This is a genomic window from Streptomyces sp. NPDC004031, from assembly GCF_053604375.1.
Genome location: NZ_JBSGHL010000021.1, coordinates 16,310 through 37,686 on the forward strand (window position 1 = coordinate 16,310; position 21,377 = coordinate 37,686).

The window sequence follows — 21,377 nt, forward strand, 5'->3', positions numbered from 1 at the left end:
GTGCGCGCTGTCACACGTTCCGCCGGGTGACGTGGCCTCTACCGGTCAGTACATTGACGCTAACCCTCGTTAACCTCTCTTCTGTCGAAGGGATCCGCACCATGACAGCCAGTACCAGCAGCACACGCTCGGTCATCGTCGCAGGTGCCCGTACGCCCATGGGCCGGCTGCTCGGCAGCCTGCGCGGCTTCTCCGGGGCCGAGCTCGGCGGCATCGCGATCAAGGCCGCGCTGGAGCGGGCCGGGGTCCGCGGCGACCAGGTCGAGTACGTGATCATGGGGCAGGTGCTCCAGGCCGGCGCCGGCCAGATCCCCGCCCGGCAGGCCGCGGTCAAGGGCGGCATCCCCCTGTCGGTGCCCGCGCTCACCGTGAACAAGGTGTGCCTGTCCGGCCTCGACGCGATCGCGCTCGCCGACCAGCTGATCCGGGCCGGCGAGTTCGACATCGTGGTGGCCGGCGGCCAGGAGTCCATGACCAACGCCCCGCACCTGCTGCCCGGCTCCCGCGCCGGCCACAAGTACGGCGCGATCGAGATGCTCGACTCCATGGCGCACGACGGCCTCACCGACGCCTTCGAGAACATCGCGATGGGCGAGTCCACCGAGCACCACAACACCCGGCTCGGCATCGCCCGCGCCGACCAGGACGCCTTCGGCGCGCTGTCCCACCAGCGGGCCGCCGCCGCGCAGAAGAACGGCCTGTTCGACGCCGAGATCACCCCCGTCGAGATCCCGCAGCGCAAGGGCGACCCGGTCGTCTTCGGCAAGGACGAGGGCATCCGCCCGGAGACCACCGCCGAGTCGCTGTCCCGGCTGCGCCCCTCCTTCACCGCCGACGGCACGATCACCGCGGGCACCGCCTCGCAGATCTCCGACGGCGCCGCCGCCGTCGTCGTCATGAGCCGCGCCAAGGCCGAGGAGCTGGGCCTGTCCTGGATCGCCGAGATCGGCGCCCACGGCAACGTCGCGGGCCCCGACAACTCGCTCCACTCCCAGCCCTCCAACGCCATCGCGCACGCCCTGCGCAAGGAGGGGCTGACGGTCGGCGACCTGGACCTCATCGAGATCAACGAGGCCTTCGCGGCCGTCGCCGTCCAGTCCATGAAGGACCTCGGCGTGACACCTGAAAAGGTGAACGTGAACGGCGGCGCCATCGCGCTCGGCCACCCGATCGGCATGTCCGGAGCCCGTATCGTGCTGCATCTGGCGCTGGAACTCGGCCGCCGCGGCGGCGGCACCGGCGCGGCCGCCCTGTGCGGGGGCGGCGGGCAGGGCGACGCGCTGATCCTGCACGTGCCGGCGAGCTGACGTTACGGAGGACGGCTGCGATGGTGGATGTCGGGGAGCTGGTCGAGCAGGCACGGGCCGGACGGCCGCGGGCCGTGGCCCGGCTGATCTCGCTGGTCGAGGGGGCCTCCCCGCACCTGCGCGAGGTGATGGCCGCACTCGCGCCGCTCACCGGCGGGGCGTACGTGGTGGGCCTGACCGGCTCGCCCGGCGTCGGCAAGTCCACCACCACCTCGGCCCTGGTGACCGCCTACCGCAAGGCGGGCCGCCGGGTCGGGGTGCTCGCCGTCGACCCGTCCTCGCCGTTCTCCGGCGGCGCGCTGCTCGGCGACCGGGTGCGGATGTCGGAGCACGCCTCCGACCCGGGCGTCTACATCCGCTCCATGGCCACCCGCGGCCACCTCGGCGGCCTGGCCTGGGCCGCCCCGCAGGCCATCCGGGTGCTGGACGCGGCCGGCTGCGACGTGATCCTCGTCGAGACCGTCGGCGTCGGGCAGTCCGAGGTCGAGATCGCCGCGCAGGCCGACACCTCCGTGGTGCTGCTCGCCCCCGGCATGGGCGACGGGATCCAGGCCGCCAAGGCCGGCATCCTGGAGATCGGCGACCTCTACGTCGTCAACAAGGCCGACCGGGACGGCGCCGACGCCACCGCCCGCGAGCTCAACCACATGCTCGGCCTCGGCGAGTCCCGCGCCCCCGGCGACTGGCGCCCGCCCATCGTCAAGACCGTCGCCGCGCGCGGCGAGGGCGTCGACGAGGTCGTCGAGGCGCTCGACAAGCACCGCGCGTGGATGGAGGAGCGCGGCGTCCTGGCCACCCGCCGGGCCGACCGCGCCGCCCGCGAGATCGAGACCATCGCCCTCACCGCGCTGCGCGCCCGCATCACCGCTCCCGGCTCCTCCCACGACCTCCCGGCCCTCGCCCACCGCGTCACCGAGGGCACCCTCGACCCGTACACGGCGGCGGACTCCCTCATCGAGGGCCTGACGGGCGCGTAGCGGCCCGCCCTACGCCCGGTCCTGCCGGGCGCGCAGGACCGCCGCCGACTCCAGGCACCAGGCGCGGGTCTCGCGTTCGAGGGCGAGGCCGCGGCGGCAGGTGAGGTAGGGGCCGATCGTCGGGGAGTCGCGGAGGTAGTCCGCCTCGGGGAGGTCGCCGCGCAGTAGGGCCAGCAGGTCCTCGTAGCCGGCGATGCGGGCCAGGGAGGATTCGGCGCGCGCGTCGAGCTGGGCGATGACGCGGGCCGGGTCGACATGGTCGGCGGTCTGGACCATCACCAGCAGGTCGTCGCGGATGAAGGTGGGCTTGGAGTCGGCGGTGACGAAGCGCTCCAGCTCCGCGAGGCCCTCCGCGGTGACGGTGAAGACCCGCTTGTTGGGGCGGCTGGTCTGTACGACCTCGCGCCCCGCGACCAGGCCCTCCTTCTCCAGCTTGGACAGCTCGGCGTAGAGCTGCTGGGGCAGCGCGTGCCAGAAGTTGGCGACCCCGATGCCGAACGCCTTGGCCAGCTGGTAGCCGCTGAACTCGTTGTCGAGCAGTGCCGCGAGCACGGCGTGCCGCAGTGCCATCGGGGCTCCCTCCCGCCCGTTCCCGCCTGTCCCGCCCGGGGGGACGGGTGAACCGCTCAGCTTACTCAAGGATTTTAGTATTCGCTTTTGTGAGTACAGCCATTTCGCGGCCGGTTCACGACCTGCGCGGGCGCAGCCGCAGCCCCAGCGGCCGGGCCAGCACCAGCGCGGGCGCCAGCAGCGCCGCACCGCCCAGCAGCAGGCCCGCCGCGTCGCCCGCCAGGCCCGTACCGAGCCGGTCGGTGCACACGTGCGCCGCCCACAGCGACAGGTACGCCCCCGGCAGGAACGCGCCCAGCAGCCGCAGATGGTGGCCCAGCACCCCCGGGCGCCAGCCCAGCCGGCGGCGCAGCAGCGTGGACGTCGCCAGCAGCCCCGCCGTGCACGCCACCGCGTAGCCCGCCGCCATGCCCGTGACCGCCCAGCGGGCCGGCAGCAGCGCGTACGAGGCCGCCGCCAGCGACGCGTTGACGGCCGCGATGAGGACGTTGAGGAAGAACGGGGTCCGCGTGTCGCCGAGCGCGTAGAAGCCGCGGGCCAGCAGGTACTGGCCGGCGAACGCGGGCAGGCCGAGCGCGAAGGCGGTCAGCATCCAGCCGATCGCCGCCGCGTCCGCGTCGGTCGTCGCGCCGTGCTGGAAGACCACGCCGGTGATCTGCGGGGCGAGCGTCACGAACGCCAGCGCCGCCGGGACCACCGCGACCCCGGACGCGTTGAGCCCGCGCGTCAGGTCCGCGCCGATCGCCGCGTGGTCGCCGTCCGCTGCCGCCCGGCTCATCCGCGGCAGCAGCGCGGTCACCAGCGACACCGTCACGATGCCCTGCGGGACGACCCACAGGTTGTACGCGTTGCTGTACGCGGCATAGCCGACGCCCGCGCCGTGCCCCGCCGCCAGCGCGTGCTCGCCCGCGGACGTCGACAGCCGGGTCACCACCCAGTACGCGCCCTGGTTGACCAGCACCAGCAGCAGCGTCCACACCGCCGCCCGCATCGGCTGCGTCAGGCCCGCACCGCGCCAGTCGAAGCGCGGGTGCCAGCGGAAGCCGGACGCGCGCAGCGACGGCAGCAGGCCGAGCGCCTGCACCGCGATACCCGCGGTGCTGCCCAGGCCCAGCACCAGCGCGTCCCCGTCGTCGATGCCGCCGCGCGCGGTGCCCAGGTAGAGGCCGAACACCGCGATGACCACCAGGTTGTTGAGCACCGGCGTCCACATCATCGCCGCGAAGCGGTCCCGCGCCCCCAGCACCTGGCCGAGCAGCGTGAAGACGCCGTAGCAGAGGATCTGCGGCAGGCAGTAGCGGGCGAGCGTCACCGTCAGGTCGCGCTGCGCCCCGTCGAACTCCGGCGCGTACGCGGACACCAGCAGCGGCGCCGCGAGCACCGCCAGCGCGGTCACCGCGAGCAGGCCCACCGCGCACAGCGTCAGCAGCCGGTCGGTGTACGCCTGCCCGCCGTCCGCGTGCTCCTTCGCCGCGCGCACCAGCTCCGGGATGAAGACGGACTGGAGGGCGCCGCCGATCATCAGCGCGTACACGATGTTCGGGACGGTGTTGGCGACGCTGAAGGCGTCACCCGCCGCGGCGGTGCCGACAGCCGCGGTGATCACCGCGAGCCGGAGGAACCCGGTGGCCCGGGAGACCAGCGAGCCCGCCATCATCGCCCGGCCGCTGCGGGCGAGGGATTTCCTGGCGTGCCGCGTACGGGGGCGGGTTGCCGCCGGCGCCAACCCGTTCCCCTGTTCTTCGCGCTCGCGCGCGGGACGGGGGGTGCGGGCCTTTTGTGCCACCGGGCGGTGGCGGCCTTCCGGGCGGTGCGCCCGGACCCCTGCGGATGTCTGTCGCGTACGACGACGCTCCTGTCCTGCGCGCAGTTCCCCGCGCCTCCTCTCGCTCCGGGCTGCCACTTGCGGTGGCACCCGCGACCTTGCCGCCGGTGGCTGGCTTTCGCCACGGGGTGCCTCTTGCGGTGGGCCCGCGACCTTCTGCCGGTGGGGGGTTGCTCGCGCAGTTCCTCGCGCCCCCAAACGCTCACCCCGCGCGCGCGGAGGCGAGCCGCACCTGCGGAAAGTGTGGGGCCAGGGCGCGGGCCGGGACATAGGCGGGGGGTGTCGGGAATCTCTCGGTCACAAAGACCCTTCCGCAGGCGTGGGAAGTCGTGAGCGGGCCGGTTCCGGGCCGCCGTACGGGGAGGACCGCTCGTGACGATGACCACTCACCAGCAGTTGCCGAAGGCGAACGCCCCCGCGGGGGAAGGGAACGGACTCCGGCTCACCGCGATAGACGCGGACCTGCACGCCGCCTTCCTGCGGCGGCCGGGCGGGCACACCGCGAGCTTCCTGCAGACGCCGGCCTGGGGGCGGGTCAAGTCGGGGTGGCGGACGGAGAGCCTGGGGTGGTTCGACGACGCCGGGCGGCTGCTCGGCACCGCGCTCGTGCTCTACCGGCAACTGCCGGGCCTGCGGCGGCTGTTCGCCTACCTGCCGGAGGGCCCCGCGGTGGACTGGGCCGATCCGCAGCTGGAGCGGTGGCTGGCGCCGCTCGCGGACCATCTGCGGGAGGCGGGGGCCTTCGCCGTACGGATGGGGCCGCCGCTGGCCTACCGGCGGTGGTCGGCGCGGACGCTGAAGGACGCGGTGGGGCCGGGGCGGCGGGTGGGGGACATCCTGCCGGACCTGGTCGAGCCGCTGGGCGCGGCCGTCGCCGACCGGCTGCGCGAGTCGGGCTGGCGGCGCTGCGGCGAGGACGGCCAGGGCGGTGACGCCCAGCCGCGGCTGGTGTTCGAGGTGCCGCTCGCCGGGCGCGGTCTGGACGACCTGTGGACGGGGCTCAACCAGGAGTGGCGCCGCAACATCAAGAAGGCGGGCAAGAGCGGGGTGCGCACCGACGTGGAGGGCCCGCGGACGCTGCCCGCCTTCCACGAGCTGCTGCGCGTCACCGAGCGCCGCGACGGCTTCGACCTGGGCCGCGACCTCGACTACTACCAGCGGCAGTACGCGGAGCTGAACGCCGAGCAGCCGGGCCGGATGCGGTTGTACACCGCCCGCCACGAGGGCGAACTGCTGGCCGCGCACACGCTGCTGGCCGCTCCGGACGGCGTCCGGGTCTGGTACCAGACGGGTGCCTCCGCCGACCACCGCCGCGAGGTGCGGCCGAGCAACGCGCTCCAGTGGCGGATGCTGTGCGACGCGCTGCTGGCGGGCGCGGCCGTGTACGACATGCGCGGGGTCCCGGACGACCTGGACCCGGCGTCCCGCGCGCACGGCCTGCTGCGCTGGAAGCTGGGCACCGGCGGGGAGGCCGTCGAGACGGTGGGGGAGTGGGAACTGCCGTTGCAGGGCGCGGTCAACAAGGCCCTGCACCGCGCGATGCACGCCTACCTGACCCGCCGCTGAGCCCCGCGGCGGCGCCGGGAGCCGGGCGAACCCGCAGGTCCGCGGTGGGCGACGCGCGTCACGCGGTGAGCATCACCGGCGCCTGGCGGGTGCGCCGCACCGCGCGCAGCACGAGCAGCACGCACACCGTGCCGCCCGCGCCCGACCCGGCGATGACGGCGTAGGGCGGGGCCCATTCGGCGAGCGCGCCGCCGACGGTGATGCCGAGGCCCTGGAGGGTCATCAGGCCCGCGCCGAGCAGCGTCATGGCCTGGCCGCGGGTGTGGTCGGGCACGTCGGTGACGAACCACTTGTCCATGCCGAGCGCGTACGCCGCGCTGAGCCCGGTCAGCAGCAGCAGGACGAGCGCCACCGGCAGCGACGGGTCGATCGCGAAGAAGACCAGCGGGACGAGCGAGACGCCGGCCAGCGGCAGGACGATACGGTCCCGGGCCGCGGGTGACAGCAGTGTGCCGGCGAGGATCTCGCTCGCGGCGGTGCCCGCGGGCATCGCGGCGAGGAAGAGCCCGTAGCCGACCGAACCGGCGCCGACGTCCTCGGCGAAGGGCGCGGCCAGGCCCTCGGCGACGATGAAGAACATCGGCGGTATCCACCACATCAGCAGCAGCGCCCGGATCCGCGGGTCGGCCATCAGGCGCCCGGCGGACTGCAGCGACTCGCGCAGCAGTTGCCCGCTGTGGGTGACGCGGGCGGGGCGGTCGCGGGTGCCGAGCCGCAGCAGCAGCGCGGACCCGGCGAAGGTCGCGGCGGTCAGCAGCAGCGCGGAACGCGGGCTGAGCCACACCAGGATGAGGCCGCCGACGCCGAAGCCGACGATCTGCGAGCCCTGGGCGACGATCCGCACCAGCGAGCGGCCGAGCACGTACCGCTCGCCCGTGAGGATGTCGGCCAGGCTCGCGGCGCGGGTGCCCGTGAACAGCGGCGCGATGAGCGACATCACCACGCGCAGCGCGAAGAGCGCCGCGATGGGTGTGCCGGGTATTGCGGTGGCCGCGACGCAGGCGCAGGACAGGACGTCGCAGGTGACCAGGACCCGGCGCGCGGGGTAGCGGTCGGCGATGCCGGACAGCAGCAGCCCGCTGAGCGCGTAGGGCAGGTAGGTCAGGGCGAAGACGAGGGCGGACAGCACCGCCGAGCCGGTCTCGGCGTAGACGAGGACGGCGAGCGCGACCTCGGCGAGCACCCCGCCGAGCATGGACAGCACGTGCGCGGCGAAGATCGGGCGGAATTCGCGTATCCGGAAGACCGCTCCGTAGCCGATGGCGGGCACGGTTTCCCGCTGGTTCTCCTGCTGGCCGCCGGGGGTGTTGGCGGTGTTCCGCGGGACGTCCGCGCTTTCCGCGCGGGTTTCCGCGCGTGTTTCTCCGGCCGGCGAAGCGGGGTCGACCCCGCGTGGCGGGTGCTCGCTGTCCGTTGTCATGCCATCACCCTGGAGCCACTCGGACCCCACGTGTAGTCTTTCGCGTACAGCCGAATCTTGGGGGTCATGATGTCGCTTCGCATGCGATTTGCGGCTGAGGACCTGCTCAAGTGCCGTTTCGCGATCTCCCCGCTGCGCGAGACGCAGGGCGCGGTGCGTACGCTCTCCCGCCCCGACCGGCACGGCCACCACCTGCCGTGGCTGCGGCAGGTACGGGCCGCGGCGGCCGGGCTGGACCTCGCCCCGTTGTGGCTGCTCGCGCCCGAACACGGCTACGGCCCCGACTTCCTGCAGCCCGTCCCGGACCTGCCGCTCGCCTCGCTCGACGAGGAGCTGGACCGGGTCCGGGCCACCCCGGCGGCCACCGCCCGCCGTCAGCTGGCCGCCGCCCTCGCCCAGACCCCGGGCGCCGCGGACAGCCGCCGGGGCCGCGCGATGCTCAACGACCCGGCGGGCACCGTGCAGCAGCTCGCCGGGCTCTTCGAGCACGTCTGGGCGGCGCTGCTGGCCCCGCACTGGCCGCGGCTGCGCGCGGTGCTGGAGGCCGACGTGGCCTACCACGCCCGGCGGCTCGCGGACGGGGGCATGCAGCGGCTCTTCACCGGGCTGCACCCCAGGCTGCACTGGTCCGACGGCGCCCTGACCACCCCCGGCACCGCGGGGCCGCTGCCGGAACCCACCGGGCGCGGCCTGGTGCTGGTGCCCAGCGTCTTCTTCTGGCCCGAGGCGGGCGGCGCCTTCGACCCGCCCTGGCAGCCCGTCGTCGTCTATCCCGCGCGCGGCATCGGCGGTCTGTGGGCGCCCGGCGGACCGACCGCGTCCGACACCCTGGTGCGGCTGCTGGGCGCCAACCGCGCGGCGATACTCAGCGGGCTGGACGCCCCCAGCACCACCACCGCGCTGGCCCACCGGCATGTGATGGCCATGTCGTCGGTGTCCGCGCATCTCGCGGTGCTGCGCGACGCGGGCCTGCTGACCTCGCGCCGCTACGGCCACCAGGTGCTCTACGAGCGCACCCCGCTGGGCATCGCGCTGGCCACCGGCGGGCTGCTCTGACCTGCCGGACGGGCCCCGCGGCGGCCGGAGTCACCGGGTCCGCCCAGCAGCGGTACGGCTTCCGCACATGACGCGAACGTGACCGCGGTGCTTCCGGAAGATGTCCGGATCCTGCTGTCAGTCGGCCAGATACCGTTCGACCGTGGCCACCTTGGAGTCGAGGCCCCCGGTCACCCCCGGCCGCAGATCGGCCTTGAGGACGAGCGAGACCCGCGGCGCCCGCGCCTCGACCGCGGCGACGGCGCGGCGTACGACGTCCATCACCTCGTCCCACTCGCCCTCGATCGAGGTGAACATCGCGTCCGTGCGGTTCGGCAGCCCGGACTCGCGCACCACCCGCACGGCGTCCGCCACGTACTCCCCGACCTCCTCGCCGACACCCAGCGGCGTGACGGAAAAGGCGACGATCACGCGCCCACCGCCTCGGAGCGCCCGCGCGCGGCCACCGCCGCGGTCACGGCGGCCTCCGACTCGCGGGCCAGCGTGCGCTCGGCGAAGAAGCCGCCGGTCGGCAGCACCGACAGCAGGAGCAGCCAGCCCGCGCGCTTCCAGCCCCAGCCGGCGCTGCGCCAGGCCAGCGCCCAGAAGACGACGTACAGGATGAAGAGGATGCCGTGCACCATGCCCATGACCGGCACCGCGTTGAAGTCCGTGGCGCGCTTGAGCACCGAGCAGACGAGCAGCAGCAGGAAGGAGACCGCCTCGGGGGCGGAGATCAGGCGCAGCCTGCGCAGCGCGCCGGCGGTCTTCAGGTCCACGGGGTACCTCACTGTCGTACGGGGCGGGCCGGTCCGGCCGGTCGGGACGGTTCGCGATCCGGTCTTGTGATCGCATTCACAAGACCTCCCCATTATCAACCCCCGGCATCGACGACCTGCCCCGGGGGTAGGTCCGGGGCGTGGAAACCGCGCGAAGGGCGATAGCGTCCCTGTCCACGACACCGTTCGTGATGAGTGCACGACACCGAACACCCACGGGGACCGAGGGACGATGAGCATCGACTGGGACCGCCGGCACTGCGCGCGCAAGGGCCACATCACCTACGCGCCCGACGAGCTGCGGCTGCGCGGCCGGCTGCACGCCGCCACCGCGGTCGGCGAGGTGTGGCGCTGCCTGCGCTGCGGTGACTTCGTGCTCGGCGAGCCGCACGGCTCCGGCCCCGCCGACATGGCGCCGCTCGTACCGCGCGGCCGGGCGCTGCGCGACCTGTTCATCCTGCGCTTCCTCGCCGTCGAGCGGATCCTGCGCGGGCTGCTCATCGTCATCGCCGCCTGGGCGGTGTGGAAGTTCAGCAACTCCCAGGACGCGGTCCGCAAGCTCTTCGAGGACGACCTGACGGCCTTCAAGCCGGTCGCCGACCACTTCCACTACGACCTCGACCACTCGCCCGTCGTCGACTCCATCCGGAAGTTCTTCGACTACAAGAAGTCGACGCTGCAGATCGTCGCGGCCGCGCTGCTCGGCTACGCGCTCATCGAGATCGTCGAGGGCTTCGGCCTGTGGTGGGCCAAGCGCTGGGCGGAGTACCTGACCGTCGTCGCGACCGCCGCCTTCCTGCCGCTGGAGGTCTACGAGCTGACGGAGAAGGTCAGCTACTTCAAGATCGGCACCCTGGCGCTCAACGTCCTCGCCGTCCTCTACATCCTGCTCGGCAAGCGGCTGTTCGGCCTGCGCGGCGGCCACAAGGCCTTCGAGGCCGCGCGCCGCAGCGCCTCGCTGCTGGAGGTCCAGGAAGCGGCCGGCGCCCCCGGCGAGGAGCCCGAACCGCTGCCCGTACGCCCGCGTACGGCCACCGAGGCCGGCTGAGGCATGGCCGTCTTCCGGCTCCAGGGCAGCCGCGTCCTCGCCGTCGACCTTGCGGGTGACGCGGTCAAGGCCAAGAAGGGCGCCATGGTCGCCTACGAGGGCGAGGTCACCTTCAAGAAGATGACCGGCGGCGGCGAGGGCCTGCGGGGCCTGGTCACCCGGCGCGTCACGGGCGAGGCGATGGCCGTCATGGAGGTCAGGGGCCAGGGCACGGTGTACTTCGCCGACCGGGCCACCGAGATCAACCTCGTCCGGCTCACCGGCGAGAAGCTGCACGTCGAGGCGAGCAACCTGCTGGTCACCGAACCGTCGCTGCGCACCGGCACCACCTTCACCGGGCTGCGCGGCGCCTCGCAGGGCAACGGGCTGTTCACCACCACCGTCGAGGGCACCGGACAGGCCGCGATCATGTCCGACGGGCCCGCGATCGTGCTGCGCGTCACCCCCGGCACCCCGCTGGTCGTCGATCCGCAGGCGTACGTCGCCCACACCGGGGATCTGCGCCAGCAGCTGCGCAGCTACGTGTCCCTGCGCACCCTCGTCGGCGAGGGCTCGGGGGAAAGCTTCCGCATCCACTTCGAGGGCGACGGCCTGGTCTACGTCCAGCCCAGCGAGCGCACCGCCATCGGGGGCCAGATCTGATGCCCTTCACCCGGATCAACTCCAAGCTCGTCGAGGCCCGCGTCGTGCCCGGCCGGCGGATGTTCAGCCAGCGCGGCGCCATGCTCGCCTACCGCGGCGCCGTCACCTTCACCCCCAGCATCACCGGCGGGCAGGGCGGCGTGATGGGCATGATCGGCCGCCGGGTGGCGAACGAGGCCACCCCGCTCATGGTCGTCGAGGGCGACGGCACCGTGCTGTTCGGCCATGGCGGCCACCACATCCACTCCGTGGACCTCACCGGCGAGACGCTCTACGTCGAGGCCGACCGGCTGCTCGCCTTCGACGGCTCCCTCGCCCAGGGCACCATGTTCATGGGCTCGCAGGGCGGGGTGATGGGCGTGATACGGGGCCAGGCCACCGGCCAGGGGCTGTTCACCACCACGCTCCAGGGCAAGGGCTCGGTCGCCGTCATGGCGCACGGCGGCGTCTTCGAGCTGCACGTCACGCCCGGACGCCCCGTCCACGTCGATCCGCAGGCGTACGTCGCGCACCGCGGCGACCTGCGCAACAAGCTCGTGACCGCGATCGGCTGGCGCGAGATGGTCGGCCGCGGCTCCGGCGAGGCCTTCCAGCTCGAACTGAGCGGCCAGGGCACGGTCTACGTCCAGGCCTCGGAGGAGAAGCTGTGACCCACCCCGCCCAGGGCCCCGTCGTCTTCGACGCCTTCACGCTGCCGAGCAACGACAACGTCAACCCGTACGCCTTCAGCGTCGACCTCGACGGCCAGTGGTTCCTCCAGAAGGGGAAGATGATCGCCTACTACGGGCAGATCGACTTCCACGGCATCGGCCACGGCCCGCTCGACCGCCTCGTCGCCGCGAACTTCCACTCCCCGCTGCACGCCGCCGCCTGGGTCGTCGCCCAGGGCCGCGGCAAGATGCTGCTCGCCGACCGGGCGTACGACATCAACTCCTACGACCTCGACGACGGCAACCTCACCATCCGCTCCGGCAACCTGCTGGCCTTCCAGCCAGGGCTGACCCTCAAGCAGTCGATCATCCCCGGCTTCCTGACGCTGCTCGGCACCGGCAAGTTCGTCGCCGCCTCCAACGGCGCGGTGCACTTCGTCGAACCGCCCATCCGCGTCGACCCGCAGGCCCTCGTCGGCTGGGCCGACTGCCCGAGCCCCTGCCACCACTACGACCACGCCTACATGCGCGGCGTCCTCGGCGGCATCCGCGCGCTCACCGGTATCGGCGGCGCGTCCGGCGAGGAGCACCAGTTCGAGTTCAGCGGCGCCGGGCAGGTGCTGCTGCAGTCCACCGAGGACCTCATGCCCGGCACGGACACCGGCGGCGTCCCCATGAGCGCCGGGCCCGGCGTACCCGGCGCGGCCCGCCCCGGGAGCTGACGGCAGCCGCTGCACACGGTGACGGCCCCGCTACCCGGGTGAACGTACGAATTTCAACGGACGGTAGAATTCGCCCATGACGACGGAGACCGCGGACAGCGCGACGACCTGGCTCAGCGAGGAGGAGCAGCGCGCCTGGCGCGTCCACCTCGATGTCAGCCGGCTGCTCATGTACCAGCTGGAGCGCGACCTGCAACCCTTCGGACTGACCAACAACGACTACGAGATCCTCGTCAACCTCTCCGAGGCCGAGGACCACCGCATGCGGATGAGCGACCTCGCGAAATCCACCCTGCAGAGCAAGAGCAGGCTCTCGCACCAGATCACGCGCATGGAGGCCGCCGGGTACGTGCGGCGGGAGAACTGCGAGTCGGACCGGCGCGGGCTCTACGCCGTGCTCACCGAGCACGGCTGGGACACGATGCGGGAGGTCGCGCCGCGGCATGTCGCGTCGGTGCGCGAGCACTTCATCGACCTCATCGACCGGGACGGCCTCGCGGCCTACCACGCCGCGCTCGCCCCGGTCGCCAGCCACCTGCGGGCCACGCGCCCGCACTGAGCCCCACGCCCTGCCGGGCGGCGCCACCACCGGGACCTCGCCCCCGGTGGTGGGCCGGTCGATCGCGACGCCCACCGCAAGAGGCACCCCCCGGCGCCGCAGCCCGCAGGGAAAACTCATGTGTCACCTCTTGGCGCCCTCGCGCGTGATAGATGCGGGAGGGCCACGAAAGATGACCGCACAACCCGCGGAGCGCACCGCGGATTTCGATGACTTCTACGCCGCCACGGCCAAGAAGATGGTCGCCGTCGTGTACGCGGTGACCGGCGACCTCGGCGAGGCGGAGGACGCCGTCCAGGAGGCCTACGCGCGAGCGTGGACCCGCTGGGCGGCGCTCACCGCCGAGGGCGACCCGACCCCCTGGGTCAGGACCGTCGCGCTGCGCCTCGCCGTGAGCACCTGGCGCAAGGCGCGCAACCGCATGCGCGCCCACTTCCGGCACGGCCCGCCCGCGGACGCGCCGGCGCTCGCGCCGGACCGGGTCGCGCTGGTGGACGCGCTGCGCACGCTCGGCGACGACCAGCGCACCGCCGTCGTGATGCACCATCTGCTGGACCTGCCGGTCGACGAGATCGCGCGGGAGACGGGGGTGTCGTCCGCCGCGGTGCGGACCCGGCTGAGCCGTGGCCGCAAGGCCCTCGGCGCCAAGCTCAGGGAAGAGCCCGAGCCCGCGGACCCCGACCGTGCCCGGCACGACCGGCGACCCCTCCGAGAGGTGCCCCTCCATGGCTGACGAACTCGACGACCGCCTGCACGAGCTGGCGCACGACGCCGAACAACTCGTCGTCCTGGCCGGTCCGCAGGCCGCGCGGGCCCGGGGCGAGCGGCGCCGCGCCCGGCGCCGCGCGGCCGCCGCCGGCACGGTGACGGCGCTGGCCCTCGGCGTCACCTGCTGGCAGCTGCTGCCGCGGCTGGAGCAGGAGGACCGCGCCCGCACCACCGCGCCCGCCGCCTCCGGCAGCGCCACGCCCGAACCCACGATCTCCACGCAGGCGCTCACCGACCGCCTGCTGCCCACGAGTTCGCTGCCCTTCGCGCCGAAATGGCGCTGGACGGTCGCGGACAACGGAACGACGAACGACGTGCCCTCCTCGTGCGGCTACCCGGTGCCGGCCGGTGTGATCGCCCAGGACGGCCGCACGTACATGGCGGAGGCCGTCAAGGCCATCGCGTACGAGCGGCTGCTGGCCTTCCCCGACGAGCCCGCGGCGGTCGCGGGGGCCGCGGAGCTGCGGGAGCGGATCGACGCCAAGTGCGCGATGGACATCACCACGGTCGAGAACAGCGTGTGGGGGCGGCTCGTGGCGGACCGCGCCATGGGCAGCTCGAAGAAGATCTCCGCTGTGACGGTGTGGATCCAGCACGAGGGGCAATACGTCGCCGTACTGGTGGTGGACAGCCCCCACAGCCCGCTGCAGTGGGAGCCGGGAGACGAACCGGACGGACCGCGCCCGGCCGGCTGCCTGGCCGACACGCTCGACGACCTGGCCATGCCCCCCTCCCCGGACGCTCCGTCCACGGCGACGAGCCCCGGCTCCGGTCGCGGCGCCGCCGCCGGCGGCACGACCCGGTACTTCACCGTCGGCGGCGATGCCGCCGGCGACACCCACGTCTCCGGCAAGGACGGCTCCGGCGCCGACAAGGGCCCGTACTCCTCGTCCGCCGACTGCTGACCGACCGCTGACCGACTGCTGACAAGGACCCGACACCGTGTTCCGCACCTTCGGCATATCCCGCGGCCGCGCCCTCGCGGCCCCCGCCCTGCTGCTCGCCCTGGCGCTCGGCGCCGCCGCGTGCGGCGGAGACGACACCGCGTCCGGCGACGGAGCCGCCCCCGGCGACGGCGGCCCGGCCGCCACCGCGTCCGCCGCGGCCGGGAAGGTCACCGTCTCCCCGGCCGCGGGCGGGAGCGTCGCCCCCGGCACCCCCGTGACCGTCACCGCCGCGAGCGGCACCCTCGGCACCGTCACCGTCACCCCGAAGGGGAAGTCGTCGGACGGCGTCGATCCCGTGGAGGTGACCGGCAAGCTCGCCGCCGACCGCCGCACCTGGACGTCCGACCGCACCATGACGCCCGGCACCGCCTACACCGTCACGGTCACCGCCACCGACGGGGCGGGCAAGCAGGCCACCACCACGAGCGACTTCCGCACCGCCGCCGCGGGCAAGGTCAACGGCGTCACCGCGACCCCGCTCAACAACGCCGTCGTCGGCGTCGGCCTGCCGCTCTCGCTCGCCTTCGACAAGCCGGTGGCGAACAAGGCCGCCGTCGAGCGGGCCCTGAGCATCACCACCACCCCCGCCGTCAAGGGCAGCTGGGGCTGGCTCACCGACCCGCTCACCGGCATCCAGCGGGTGGACTGGCGCCCTGACGTCTACTGGCCCACCGGCACCAAGGTCACCCTGACCGCCCGGCTCAGCGGCATCGACACCGGCGACGGGCGCTTCCTGCGCCGCGACATCCACGACACCTTCAGCGTCGGCACCGCCCGGATCTCCTACGCCGACCTCGCCAAGCACACGATGCGGGTCACCGAGAACGGCCGCACCGTCAAGAACTTCAAGATCTCCGGCGGCAGCTCCGCCTTCCCCACCTGGAACGGCACCATGGTGGTGATGGCCAAGCAGTCCACCGTCCGGATGACCTCGTCGTCGGTCAACATCGCGACCAGCGAGGACTCCGCCGACTTCTACGACGAGGACGTGCACAACGCCGTCCGCGTCACCACCTCCGGCACCTTCGTGCACGCCGCGCCCTGGAACGACCGCTACATGGGCAAGCAGAACAAGAGCCACGGCTGCATCGGGCTGAGCGACGCCGACGCCAAGTGGTTCTTCGACAGCGCGGTGCGCGGCGACGTGGTGGTCTCCACCGGCTCCACCCGGGCCGTCGTCGACAAGGGCAACGGCTACGGCGAGTGGAACCTGTCCGTGGCCCAGTGGCACGCGCTCAGCGCCCTCACCTGAGGAAGAACCGCAGGCCGCGGGGCTGCCGGATGCCCGACTGCCGAGACGGCCGTGACCACGATGTGACCGACGGGTAGGCTCAAGCGCGTGTCAAAGCCCCTGAGCCTGCCCTTCGACCCCATCGCCCGCGCCGACGAGCACTGGACCCAGCGCTGGGGCGGGGTCCCGTCGATGGGCGCGATCACCTCGATCATGCGCGCCCAGCAGATCCTGCTGGGCCAGGTCGACGCGGTGGTCAAGCCCTACGGCCTGACCTTCGCGCGCTACGAGGCGCTGGTGCTGCTCACCTTCTCCAAGGCGGGCGAGCTGCCGATGTCCAAGATCGGAGAGCGCCTGATGGTGCACCCCACGTCGGTGACCAACACCGTCGACCGGCTGGTGGCGTCCGGTCTGGTCGCCAAGCGCCCCAACCCCAACGACGGCCGCGGCACCCTGGCCTCGATCACCGACAAGGGCCGCGAGATCGTCGAGTCCGCCACGCGCGACCTGATGGCGATGGACTTCGGCCTCGGCGTCTACGACGCGGAGGAGTGCGCGGAGATCTTCGCGCTGCTCAGGCCGCTGCGGATCGACGCCGGGGATTTCGAGGCGGAGTGAGCACGGGGGCGAAATCGGGGGCCTGAGGTCGCCGGGTTACGCTCGTTGCCATGAAACACAGCGTGCTGACCCGCTACCGGGTGATGGCCTACGTGACCGGCGTCCTGCTGATCGCCCTCACGCTCGCCGTCATCGGCAAGTACGGGCTCGACATCAGCGGCGCGGGCACCGCCACCACCGTGATCGGCTTCGCCCACGGCTGGCTCTACGTCGTCTACCTGATCTTCGCCTTCGACCTGTGCTCGAAGGCGAAGTGGCCGCTCGGCCGGATGGCCTGGGTGCTGCTGGCCGGCACCGTGCCGACCGCCGCGTTCTTCGTCGAGCGCCGGGTCTCGCGCGAGCTGGCCCCGCTCGTCGCTCCGTCGCAGGCGGACGAGCCGGAGCCCGTCCAGCCCGCGAAAGCGTAGGGCCCGCCCCAGAAAAAACGCGGCTCACCCGGTTGGTGAGCCGCGCGTCATCGACATTTACTAGGACGTCCTAGTAAATTCGAGAGTATGGACGCTTCGGAGATCGAGACAGGCCGCACCCGCTGGCAGGCACGCTACGACTCCAGCCGGCGCCGCGACGCCGACTTCACGACGCTCTCCGGTGACCCGGTGGAGCCGGTGTACGGACCGCCGCCCGGCGCCGACGTACCGGGTTTCGAGCGGATCGGCTGGCCGGGGGAGTACCCCTTCACCCGCGGCCTGCACGCCACCGGGTACCGCGGCCGGACGTGGACGATCCGCCAGTTCGCCGGCTTCGGCAACGCCGAGCAGACCAACCGGCGGTACCGCCAGATCCTGGCCAACGGCGGCGGCGGCCTGTCCGTCGCCTTCGACATGCCGACGCTCATGGGCCGCGACTCCGACGACGCCCGCTCGCTCGGTGAGGTCGGCCACTGCGGGGTCGCGATCGACTCGGCCGCGGACATGGAGGTGCTCTTCCGCGACATCCCGCTGGGCGACATCACCACCTCCATGACGATCTCCGGGCCCGCCGTCCCGGTCTTCTGCATGTACCTGGTCGCGGCCGAGCGGCAGGGCGTCGACCCGGGGGTGCTCAACGGCACGCTCCAGACGGACATCTTCAAGGAGTACATCGCGCAGAAGGAGTGGCTCTTCGCCCCCGAGCCGCACCTGCGGCTCATCGGCGACCTGATGGAGCACTGCGCGACCGCCATCCCGGCGTACAAGCCGCTGTCGGTGTCCGGCTACCACATCCGCGAGGCGGGCGCGACGGCCGCGCAGGAGCTGGCCTACACCCTCGCCGACGGCTTCGGCTACGTCGAGCTGGGCCTCAGCCGCGGCCTGGACGTCGACACCTTCGCGCCCGGCCTGTCCTTCTTCTTCGACGCCCACCTGGACTTCTTCGAGGAGATCGCCAAGTTCCGCGCCGCCCGCCGCATCTGGGCCCGCTGGATGCGGGACGTGTACGGGGCGCGGTCGGACAAGGCGCAGTGGCTGCGCTTCCACACCCAGACCGCGGGGGTGTCGCTCACCGCCCAGCAGCCGTACAACAACGTCGTGCGCACCGCCGTCGAGGCGCTCGCCGCCGTGCTCGGCGGCACCAACTCGCTGCACACCAACGCGCTGGACGAGACGCTCGCGCTGCCCAGCGAGCAGGCCGCCGAGATCGCGCTGCGCACCCAGCAGGTGCTGATGGAGGAGACGGGCGTCGCCAACGTCGCCGACCCGCTCGGCGGCTCCTGGTACGTCGAGGCGCTCACCGACCGCATCGAGCGCGACGCCGAGGCCGTCTTCGACCGCATCCGGGAGCTGGGCGAGCGGGCCGTGCCGAGCGGTGAGCACCCGATCGGGCCGATGACGTCCGGCATCCTGCGCGGCATCGAGGACGGCTACTTCACCGGCGAGATCGCCGAGGCCGCCTTCCAGTACCAGAGCGCGCTGGAGAAGGGCGACAAGCGGGTCGTCGGCGTCAACTGCCACACCGGCTCCGTCACCGGCGACCTGGAGATCCTGCGGGTCGGCCACGAGGTCGAGCGCGACCAGGTGCGGCTGCTCGCCGACCGCCGCACCGCGCGCGACGAGGCCGCCGTGCGCCGCGGCCTGGACGAGATGCTGGCGGCCGCACGCTCCGGCGGCAACATGATCGCGCCCATGCTGGACGCGGTACGGGCCGAGGCGACGCTCGGCGAGATCTGCGACGTGCTGCGTGCCGAATGGGGCACATACGCGGAACCCGCCCGCTTCTGAGCGCCCCATGCGTCCCTCCGTCCGCCCCCCAAGGCGCTGACCTGGACATTGGCCGTGGTCGGTAGATTCGTCAACGACCCGACCGCCCTCCAGGAAAGGACGTGTGTGGCCCTCGAAGCGACCGTCGGTGACGACGGGATGGTCTACATAAGGGAGACGGAACAGCCGGACGTGGTGGCGGTGACCACCACCGCGAAATGGGAGGCCTTCGTGAAAGGCGTCCTGGCGGGGGAGTTCGACCACTTCGCCGCCGACCTGGCCGGGGGAGAGACCGCCCCGGCACGCAGCCTCTCCTGAGCCCCCGGCTCGGAGCGGCACGGGGCCCGGGGGAGGGCCCGGGGGGGCTCGGAAAGAGCAGTACCGGCGGGGAGCCGGGATGACGGGGACGCGCGCAGCGCGATGAACGGGAAAGGCGGGGCCGCACGCCGTACGGGCGGTGCGGGACCTCTCAGTCGAGGTCCTGGGCCGTGTGCAGCCCCGCGAGTCCGACGACGAGGAGCCCGGCGAGCCGACGCGCCCACTCCTCGTCGGCCGGCTCGGACGAGACCATGACGCGGTGCACGACCGCCCCGGCGACCACGTCGAAGATCAGGTTGTCCCGCCAGGGCGCCGTGGCGCCGTCGTCCGCGGGGATCTCGCCGCGCGCCTGGGCGCGCTTGCGGCCCAGCACCACCAGGTGCTTCTGCCGGTCCACGATGGCCGCGCGGATCCGCAGCCGCAGCGCGTCGTCGTACGCCGCCTCGCCGATCACCGCCATCAGCGCGGTCCTGGTCTCCGGGCGGTCCAGCAGCTCGGCGAAGCGCAGCACCACGCCGCGGATGTCGGCCTCCAGGCTGCCGCGGTCGGGCAGTTCGAGCTGCTCCTCGAAGAGCGCGGCGACCGCGTCCACGGCCAGTTCGTTCTTGCCCGCCCAGCGCCGGTAGACGGTCGTCTTGGCCACCCCGGCGCGCGCCGCGACGTCGCCCAGCGTCAGCCTGCTCCAGCCGACCTCGGCCAGCGCGGCGCGGGTGGCCGCGAGAATCACCCGGTCGAGCCCGGCACTCCGCGGCCGCCCGGTGCGTCGGGCCGGTGGCGGACCGGCGGCGGTGGGAGGCATACGCGGACCATACCCGTCGGTAAGTACGGTGACGAGTGAGCTGATTCACAGGGTGCGCCGCGGTGTGGGGCGGGCAGGGGCAGTTACGCTACAGCTCGTAGCGAAACACGAGCGACTTCGGCGACAACCACGCCGGTGCGGATGGGGATCCGCACCACCACTGACGCGCCGCCACCGGCGGCGCGCCACCACACGACCGGGTGGTCGGAGCCCCGCGAACCGGCGGGAGGTCCGGCCTGATCCCGGGACTGTGCACCACTGGGGTCCGCGAGGGGGGAGGATTGCCTCATGCAGCCACGGAACATGTCCATGAGCGGGGTGGTCGACCTCGCCGCGGTGAAGGCGGCCAGTGAGGCCAAGGCCAAGGCCGAGCAGGCCCGGGTGCAGCGGCAGGAGGCCGGCGCCGCCGGTGCGGCCGCCCCCGCTTCCCCGCTCGTCATCGAGGTGACCGAGGCGACCTTCGAGAGCGACGTCCTCCAGCGCTCCACCGAGGTCCCGGTCGTCATCAGCTTCTGGGCCGACCAGGCCGAGCAGAGCAAGCAGCTCAACGCGGTGCTGGAGCGGCTGGCCGGTGAGTACCGCGGCCGGTTCGTGCTGGCCACCGCCGACGTCTACGCCAACCAGCTCCTCTTCCAGCAGTTCCAGGTCCAGGGTGTGCCCGCGGTCTTCGCGGTGATCGCCGGACAGGCGATGCCGCTCTTCCAGGGCCTGGCGCCGGAGGACCAGATCACCGAGGTGCTCGACCAGCTCGTCGCGGTGGCCGAGCAGCGCTTCGGCATCGTCGGCGAGGAGGTCGACCCCGGCGCCGCGCCGGAGCCCGCCGCCGTGCCGGAGCGCCCGGCCACCCCGCAGGAACTGGCGCTGGGCGCCGCGCACGACGCGCTGGACGCCGGTGACCTGAGCGGCGCGGTCCAGGCGTACCGCAACGTACTCGCCGACGAGCCCGCCAACACCGAGGCCAAGCTCGGCCTCGCGCAGGCCGAACTGCTCTCCCGCGTCCAGGGCGTGGACGCGGGCGCCGCGCGGCAGGCCGCCGCCGACGCCCCGGGCGATGTGCAGGCCCAGCTCACCGCCGCCGACCTGGACCTGGTGGGCGGCCATGTCGAGGACGCCTTCGGGCGGCTGGTCGACACCGTGCGCCGCACCGCGGGCGACGACCGCGACACCGCGCGGCTGCGGCTGCTGGAGCTGTTCGAGGTCGTCGGCCCGGACGACCCGCGGGTGGTCAGCGGTCGGACCGCGCTGGCCAGGGTGCTGTTCTGAGTCCTGTTCTCCCGCGTACCGCGGCCTCGTGACGGGGCCGCGGTACTCAGCGGTTGAGTGATCCGGCGACCTCTCTTTATCAAACCGTGACAGTGGGCGGTCACTGTCACGGGGAGTGAGAACGCGACCCCGATTTGCTGGTCGATCGTCATATATGCC

General features: G+C 73.0%; 23 protein-coding genes. 17 read left to right on the top strand and 6 right to left on the bottom strand.

The annotated features are described in order from the left end of the window. The first annotated feature begins 101 nt into the window (after window positions 1-101). The gene (locus ACWERV_RS15810; RefSeq protein WP_398186381.1) at window positions 102-1,307 is read left to right on the top strand and encodes an acetyl-CoA C-acetyltransferase; all 1,206 of its coding nucleotides are present in this window, start codon (window positions 102-104) and stop codon (window positions 1,305-1,307) included. Between the two features lie 20 nt (window positions 1,308-1,327). Further along, window positions 1,328-2,284 (top strand): methylmalonyl Co-A mutase-associated GTPase MeaB, encoded by a 957-nt coding sequence (gene meaB, locus ACWERV_RS15815; protein WP_398186377.1) that lies wholly within the window; start codon window positions 1,328-1,330, stop codon window positions 2,282-2,284. 9 nt (window positions 2,285-2,293) lie between these two features. Here meaB and ACWERV_RS15820 read toward each other — a convergent pair whose 3' ends face one another. Together ACWERV_RS15820 and murJ are read right to left on the bottom strand one after the other, a co-directional pair. After that, window positions 2,294-2,854: a PadR family transcriptional regulator gene (locus tag ACWERV_RS15820; protein WP_452933175.1), complete on the bottom strand. Its 561-nt coding sequence runs from the start codon at window positions 2,852-2,854 to the stop codon at window positions 2,294-2,296. Window positions 2,855-2,969: 115 nt separating this feature from the next. Then, window positions 2,970-4,511 carry a murein biosynthesis integral membrane protein MurJ gene (gene murJ, locus ACWERV_RS15825; protein WP_398186514.1) on the bottom strand — a complete coding sequence of 514 codons (1,542 nt, stop codon included), beginning with the start codon at window positions 4,509-4,511 and terminating at the stop codon, window positions 2,970-2,972. A 546-nt stretch (window positions 4,512-5,057) separates the two neighbouring features. Here murJ and ACWERV_RS15830 point away from each other — a divergent pair. After that, window positions 5,058-6,245 carry a lipid II:glycine glycyltransferase FemX gene (locus ACWERV_RS15830; protein ID WP_452933294.1) on the top strand — a complete coding sequence of 396 codons (1,188 nt, stop codon included), beginning with the start codon at window positions 5,058-5,060 and terminating at the stop codon, window positions 6,243-6,245. A gap of 58 nt (window positions 6,246-6,303) precedes the next feature. Here the strand turns inward: ACWERV_RS15830 and ACWERV_RS15835 are convergent, their stop codons facing one another. Continuing rightward, the gene (locus ACWERV_RS15835) at window positions 6,304-7,665 is read right to left on the bottom strand and encodes an MFS transporter (protein WP_452933177.1); all 1,362 of its coding nucleotides are present in this window, start codon (window positions 7,663-7,665) and stop codon (window positions 6,304-6,306) included. A gap of 69 nt (window positions 7,666-7,734) precedes the next feature. Between ACWERV_RS15835 and ACWERV_RS15840 the strand changes: the two genes are divergently transcribed. Beyond that, on the top strand, window positions 7,735-8,721 hold the full coding sequence (locus ACWERV_RS15840) for a DUF5937 family protein (protein WP_452933295.1): 987 nt from the start codon (window positions 7,735-7,737) through the stop codon (window positions 8,719-8,721). Window positions 8,722-8,838: 117 nt separating this feature from the next. On the opposite strand, the gene ACWERV_RS15845 is transcribed toward ACWERV_RS15840, so the two are convergent. Next, window positions 8,839-9,132 carry an MTH1187 family thiamine-binding protein gene (locus ACWERV_RS15845; protein WP_452933178.1) on the bottom strand — a complete coding sequence of 98 codons (294 nt, stop codon included), beginning with the start codon at window positions 9,130-9,132 and terminating at the stop codon, window positions 8,839-8,841. After that, entirely contained in the window at window positions 9,129-9,479 is a 351-nt protein-coding gene (locus ACWERV_RS15850; protein WP_452933180.1) for a DUF3817 domain-containing protein, read from the bottom strand. Before ACWERV_RS15850 ends, ACWERV_RS15845 begins: the two co-directional genes overlap by 4 nt. Window positions 9,480-9,711: 232 nt before the next feature. Here ACWERV_RS15850 and ACWERV_RS15855 point away from each other — a divergent pair, with 232 nt between their 5' ends. The 12 genes from ACWERV_RS15855 (at window position 9,712) to ACWERV_RS15910 (ending at window position 19,156) form a co-directional block, all read left to right on the top strand. After that, a complete protein-coding gene (locus ACWERV_RS15855; protein WP_452933182.1) occupies window positions 9,712-10,527 on the top strand; it encodes a DUF2127 domain-containing protein in 816 nt (271 codons plus the stop codon). Between the two features lie 3 nt (window positions 10,528-10,530). Beyond that, window positions 10,531-11,169, top strand: coding sequence for an AIM24 family protein (locus ACWERV_RS15860; RefSeq protein ID WP_452933184.1), 639 nt, complete (start codon window positions 10,531-10,533; stop codon window positions 11,167-11,169). Further along, a complete protein-coding gene (locus tag ACWERV_RS15865) occupies window positions 11,169-11,819 on the top strand; it encodes an AIM24 family protein (protein ID WP_398186356.1) in 651 nt (216 codons plus the stop codon). Before ACWERV_RS15860 ends, ACWERV_RS15865 begins: the two co-directional genes overlap by 1 nt. Then, window positions 11,816-12,541 carry an AIM24 family protein gene (locus ACWERV_RS15870; RefSeq protein ID WP_398186353.1) on the top strand — a complete coding sequence of 242 codons (726 nt, stop codon included), beginning with the start codon at window positions 11,816-11,818 and terminating at the stop codon, window positions 12,539-12,541. Before ACWERV_RS15865 ends, ACWERV_RS15870 begins: the two co-directional genes overlap by 4 nt. 76 nt (window positions 12,542-12,617) lie before the next feature. Next, the gene (locus tag ACWERV_RS15875; RefSeq protein WP_452933186.1) at window positions 12,618-13,100 is read left to right on the top strand and encodes a MarR family winged helix-turn-helix transcriptional regulator; all 483 of its coding nucleotides are present in this window, start codon (window positions 12,618-12,620) and stop codon (window positions 13,098-13,100) included. A gap of 172 nt (window positions 13,101-13,272) precedes the next feature. Beyond that, window positions 13,273-13,833 (top strand): SigE family RNA polymerase sigma factor, encoded by a 561-nt coding sequence (locus tag ACWERV_RS15880; protein WP_452933188.1) that lies wholly within the window; start codon window positions 13,273-13,275, stop codon window positions 13,831-13,833. After that, the gene (locus tag ACWERV_RS15885) at window positions 13,826-14,773 is read left to right on the top strand and encodes a hypothetical protein (RefSeq protein WP_452933189.1); all 948 of its coding nucleotides are present in this window, start codon (window positions 13,826-13,828) and stop codon (window positions 14,771-14,773) included. Before ACWERV_RS15880 ends, ACWERV_RS15885 begins: the two co-directional genes overlap by 8 nt. Window positions 14,774-14,810: 37 nt before the next feature. Next, on the top strand, window positions 14,811-16,067 hold the full coding sequence (locus ACWERV_RS15890) for an Ig-like domain-containing protein (RefSeq protein WP_452933191.1): 1,257 nt from the start codon (window positions 14,811-14,813) through the stop codon (window positions 16,065-16,067). An 87-nt stretch (window positions 16,068-16,154) separates the two neighbouring features. Continuing rightward, window positions 16,155-16,664 (top strand): MarR family winged helix-turn-helix transcriptional regulator, encoded by a 510-nt coding sequence (locus ACWERV_RS15895; protein WP_398186337.1) that lies wholly within the window; start codon window positions 16,155-16,157, stop codon window positions 16,662-16,664. 50 nt (window positions 16,665-16,714) lie between these two features. After that, window positions 16,715-17,071 (top strand): DUF3817 domain-containing protein, encoded by a 357-nt coding sequence (locus ACWERV_RS15900; RefSeq protein WP_398186334.1) that lies wholly within the window; start codon window positions 16,715-16,717, stop codon window positions 17,069-17,071. An 87-nt stretch (window positions 17,072-17,158) separates the two neighbouring features. Then, entirely contained in the window at window positions 17,159-18,859 is a 1,701-nt protein-coding gene (locus ACWERV_RS15905) for an acyl-CoA mutase large subunit family protein (RefSeq protein ID WP_398186331.1), read from the top strand. Window positions 18,860-18,913: 54 nt separating this feature from the next. Continuing rightward, complete coding sequence (locus tag ACWERV_RS15910; protein ID WP_398344117.1) at window positions 18,914-19,156, top strand: hypothetical protein; 243 nt, start codon at window positions 18,914-18,916, stop codon at window positions 19,154-19,156. Window positions 19,157-19,307: 151 nt separating this feature from the next. Here the strand turns inward: ACWERV_RS15910 and ACWERV_RS15915 are convergent, their stop codons facing one another. After that, the gene (locus ACWERV_RS15915) at window positions 19,308-19,955 is read right to left on the bottom strand and encodes a TetR/AcrR family transcriptional regulator (protein WP_398186325.1); all 648 of its coding nucleotides are present in this window, start codon (window positions 19,953-19,955) and stop codon (window positions 19,308-19,310) included. Window positions 19,956-20,243: 288 nt separating this feature from the next. On the opposite strand from ACWERV_RS15915, the gene ACWERV_RS15920 reads away from it, so the two are divergent. Then, window positions 20,244-21,218, top strand: a complete 975-nt coding sequence (locus tag ACWERV_RS15920) for a co-chaperone YbbN (protein WP_452933195.1) — start codon at window positions 20,244-20,246, stop codon at window positions 21,216-21,218. The last annotated feature ends 159 nt before the right edge of the window (window positions 21,219-21,377 follow it).

Excerpts from the sequence above, each read along its gene's own strand:
- ACWERV_RS15810 (WP_398186381.1), top strand. The coding sequence starts at position 102 with ATGACAGCCAGTACCAGCAGCACACGCTCGGTCATCGTCGCAGGTGCC.
- meaB (WP_398186377.1), top strand. The coding sequence starts at position 1,328 with ATGGTGGATGTCGGGGAGCTGGTCGAGCAGGCACGGGCCGGACGGCCG.
- ACWERV_RS15820 (WP_452933175.1), bottom strand. The coding sequence starts at position 2,854 with ATGGCACTGCGGCACGCCGTGCTCGCGGCACTGCTCGACAACGAGTTC.
- murJ (WP_398186514.1), bottom strand. The coding sequence starts at position 4,511 with ATGATGGCGGGCTCGCTGGTCTCCCGGGCCACCGGGTTCCTCCGGCTC.
- ACWERV_RS15830 (WP_452933294.1), top strand. The coding sequence starts at position 5,058 with ATGACCACTCACCAGCAGTTGCCGAAGGCGAACGCCCCCGCGGGGGAA.
- ACWERV_RS15835 (WP_452933177.1), bottom strand. The coding sequence starts at position 7,665 with ATGACAACGGACAGCGAGCACCCGCCACGCGGGGTCGACCCCGCTTCG.
- ACWERV_RS15840 (WP_452933295.1), top strand. The coding sequence starts at position 7,735 with ATGTCGCTTCGCATGCGATTTGCGGCTGAGGACCTGCTCAAGTGCCGT.
- ACWERV_RS15855 (WP_452933182.1), top strand. The coding sequence starts at position 9,712 with ATGAGCATCGACTGGGACCGCCGGCACTGCGCGCGCAAGGGCCACATC.
- ACWERV_RS15860 (WP_452933184.1), top strand. The coding sequence starts at position 10,531 with ATGGCCGTCTTCCGGCTCCAGGGCAGCCGCGTCCTCGCCGTCGACCTT.
- ACWERV_RS15865 (WP_398186356.1), top strand. The coding sequence starts at position 11,169 with ATGCCCTTCACCCGGATCAACTCCAAGCTCGTCGAGGCCCGCGTCGTG.
- ACWERV_RS15875 (WP_452933186.1), top strand. The coding sequence starts at position 12,618 with ATGACGACGGAGACCGCGGACAGCGCGACGACCTGGCTCAGCGAGGAG.
- ACWERV_RS15880 (WP_452933188.1), top strand. The coding sequence starts at position 13,273 with ATGACCGCACAACCCGCGGAGCGCACCGCGGATTTCGATGACTTCTAC.
- ACWERV_RS15885 (WP_452933189.1), top strand. The coding sequence starts at position 13,826 with ATGGCTGACGAACTCGACGACCGCCTGCACGAGCTGGCGCACGACGCC.
- ACWERV_RS15900 (WP_398186334.1), top strand. The coding sequence starts at position 16,715 with ATGAAACACAGCGTGCTGACCCGCTACCGGGTGATGGCCTACGTGACC.
- ACWERV_RS15905 (WP_398186331.1), top strand. The coding sequence starts at position 17,159 with ATGGACGCTTCGGAGATCGAGACAGGCCGCACCCGCTGGCAGGCACGC.
- ACWERV_RS15915 (WP_398186325.1), bottom strand. The coding sequence starts at position 19,955 with ATGCCTCCCACCGCCGCCGGTCCGCCACCGGCCCGACGCACCGGGCGG.
- ACWERV_RS15920 (WP_452933195.1), top strand. The coding sequence starts at position 20,244 with ATGCAGCCACGGAACATGTCCATGAGCGGGGTGGTCGACCTCGCCGCG.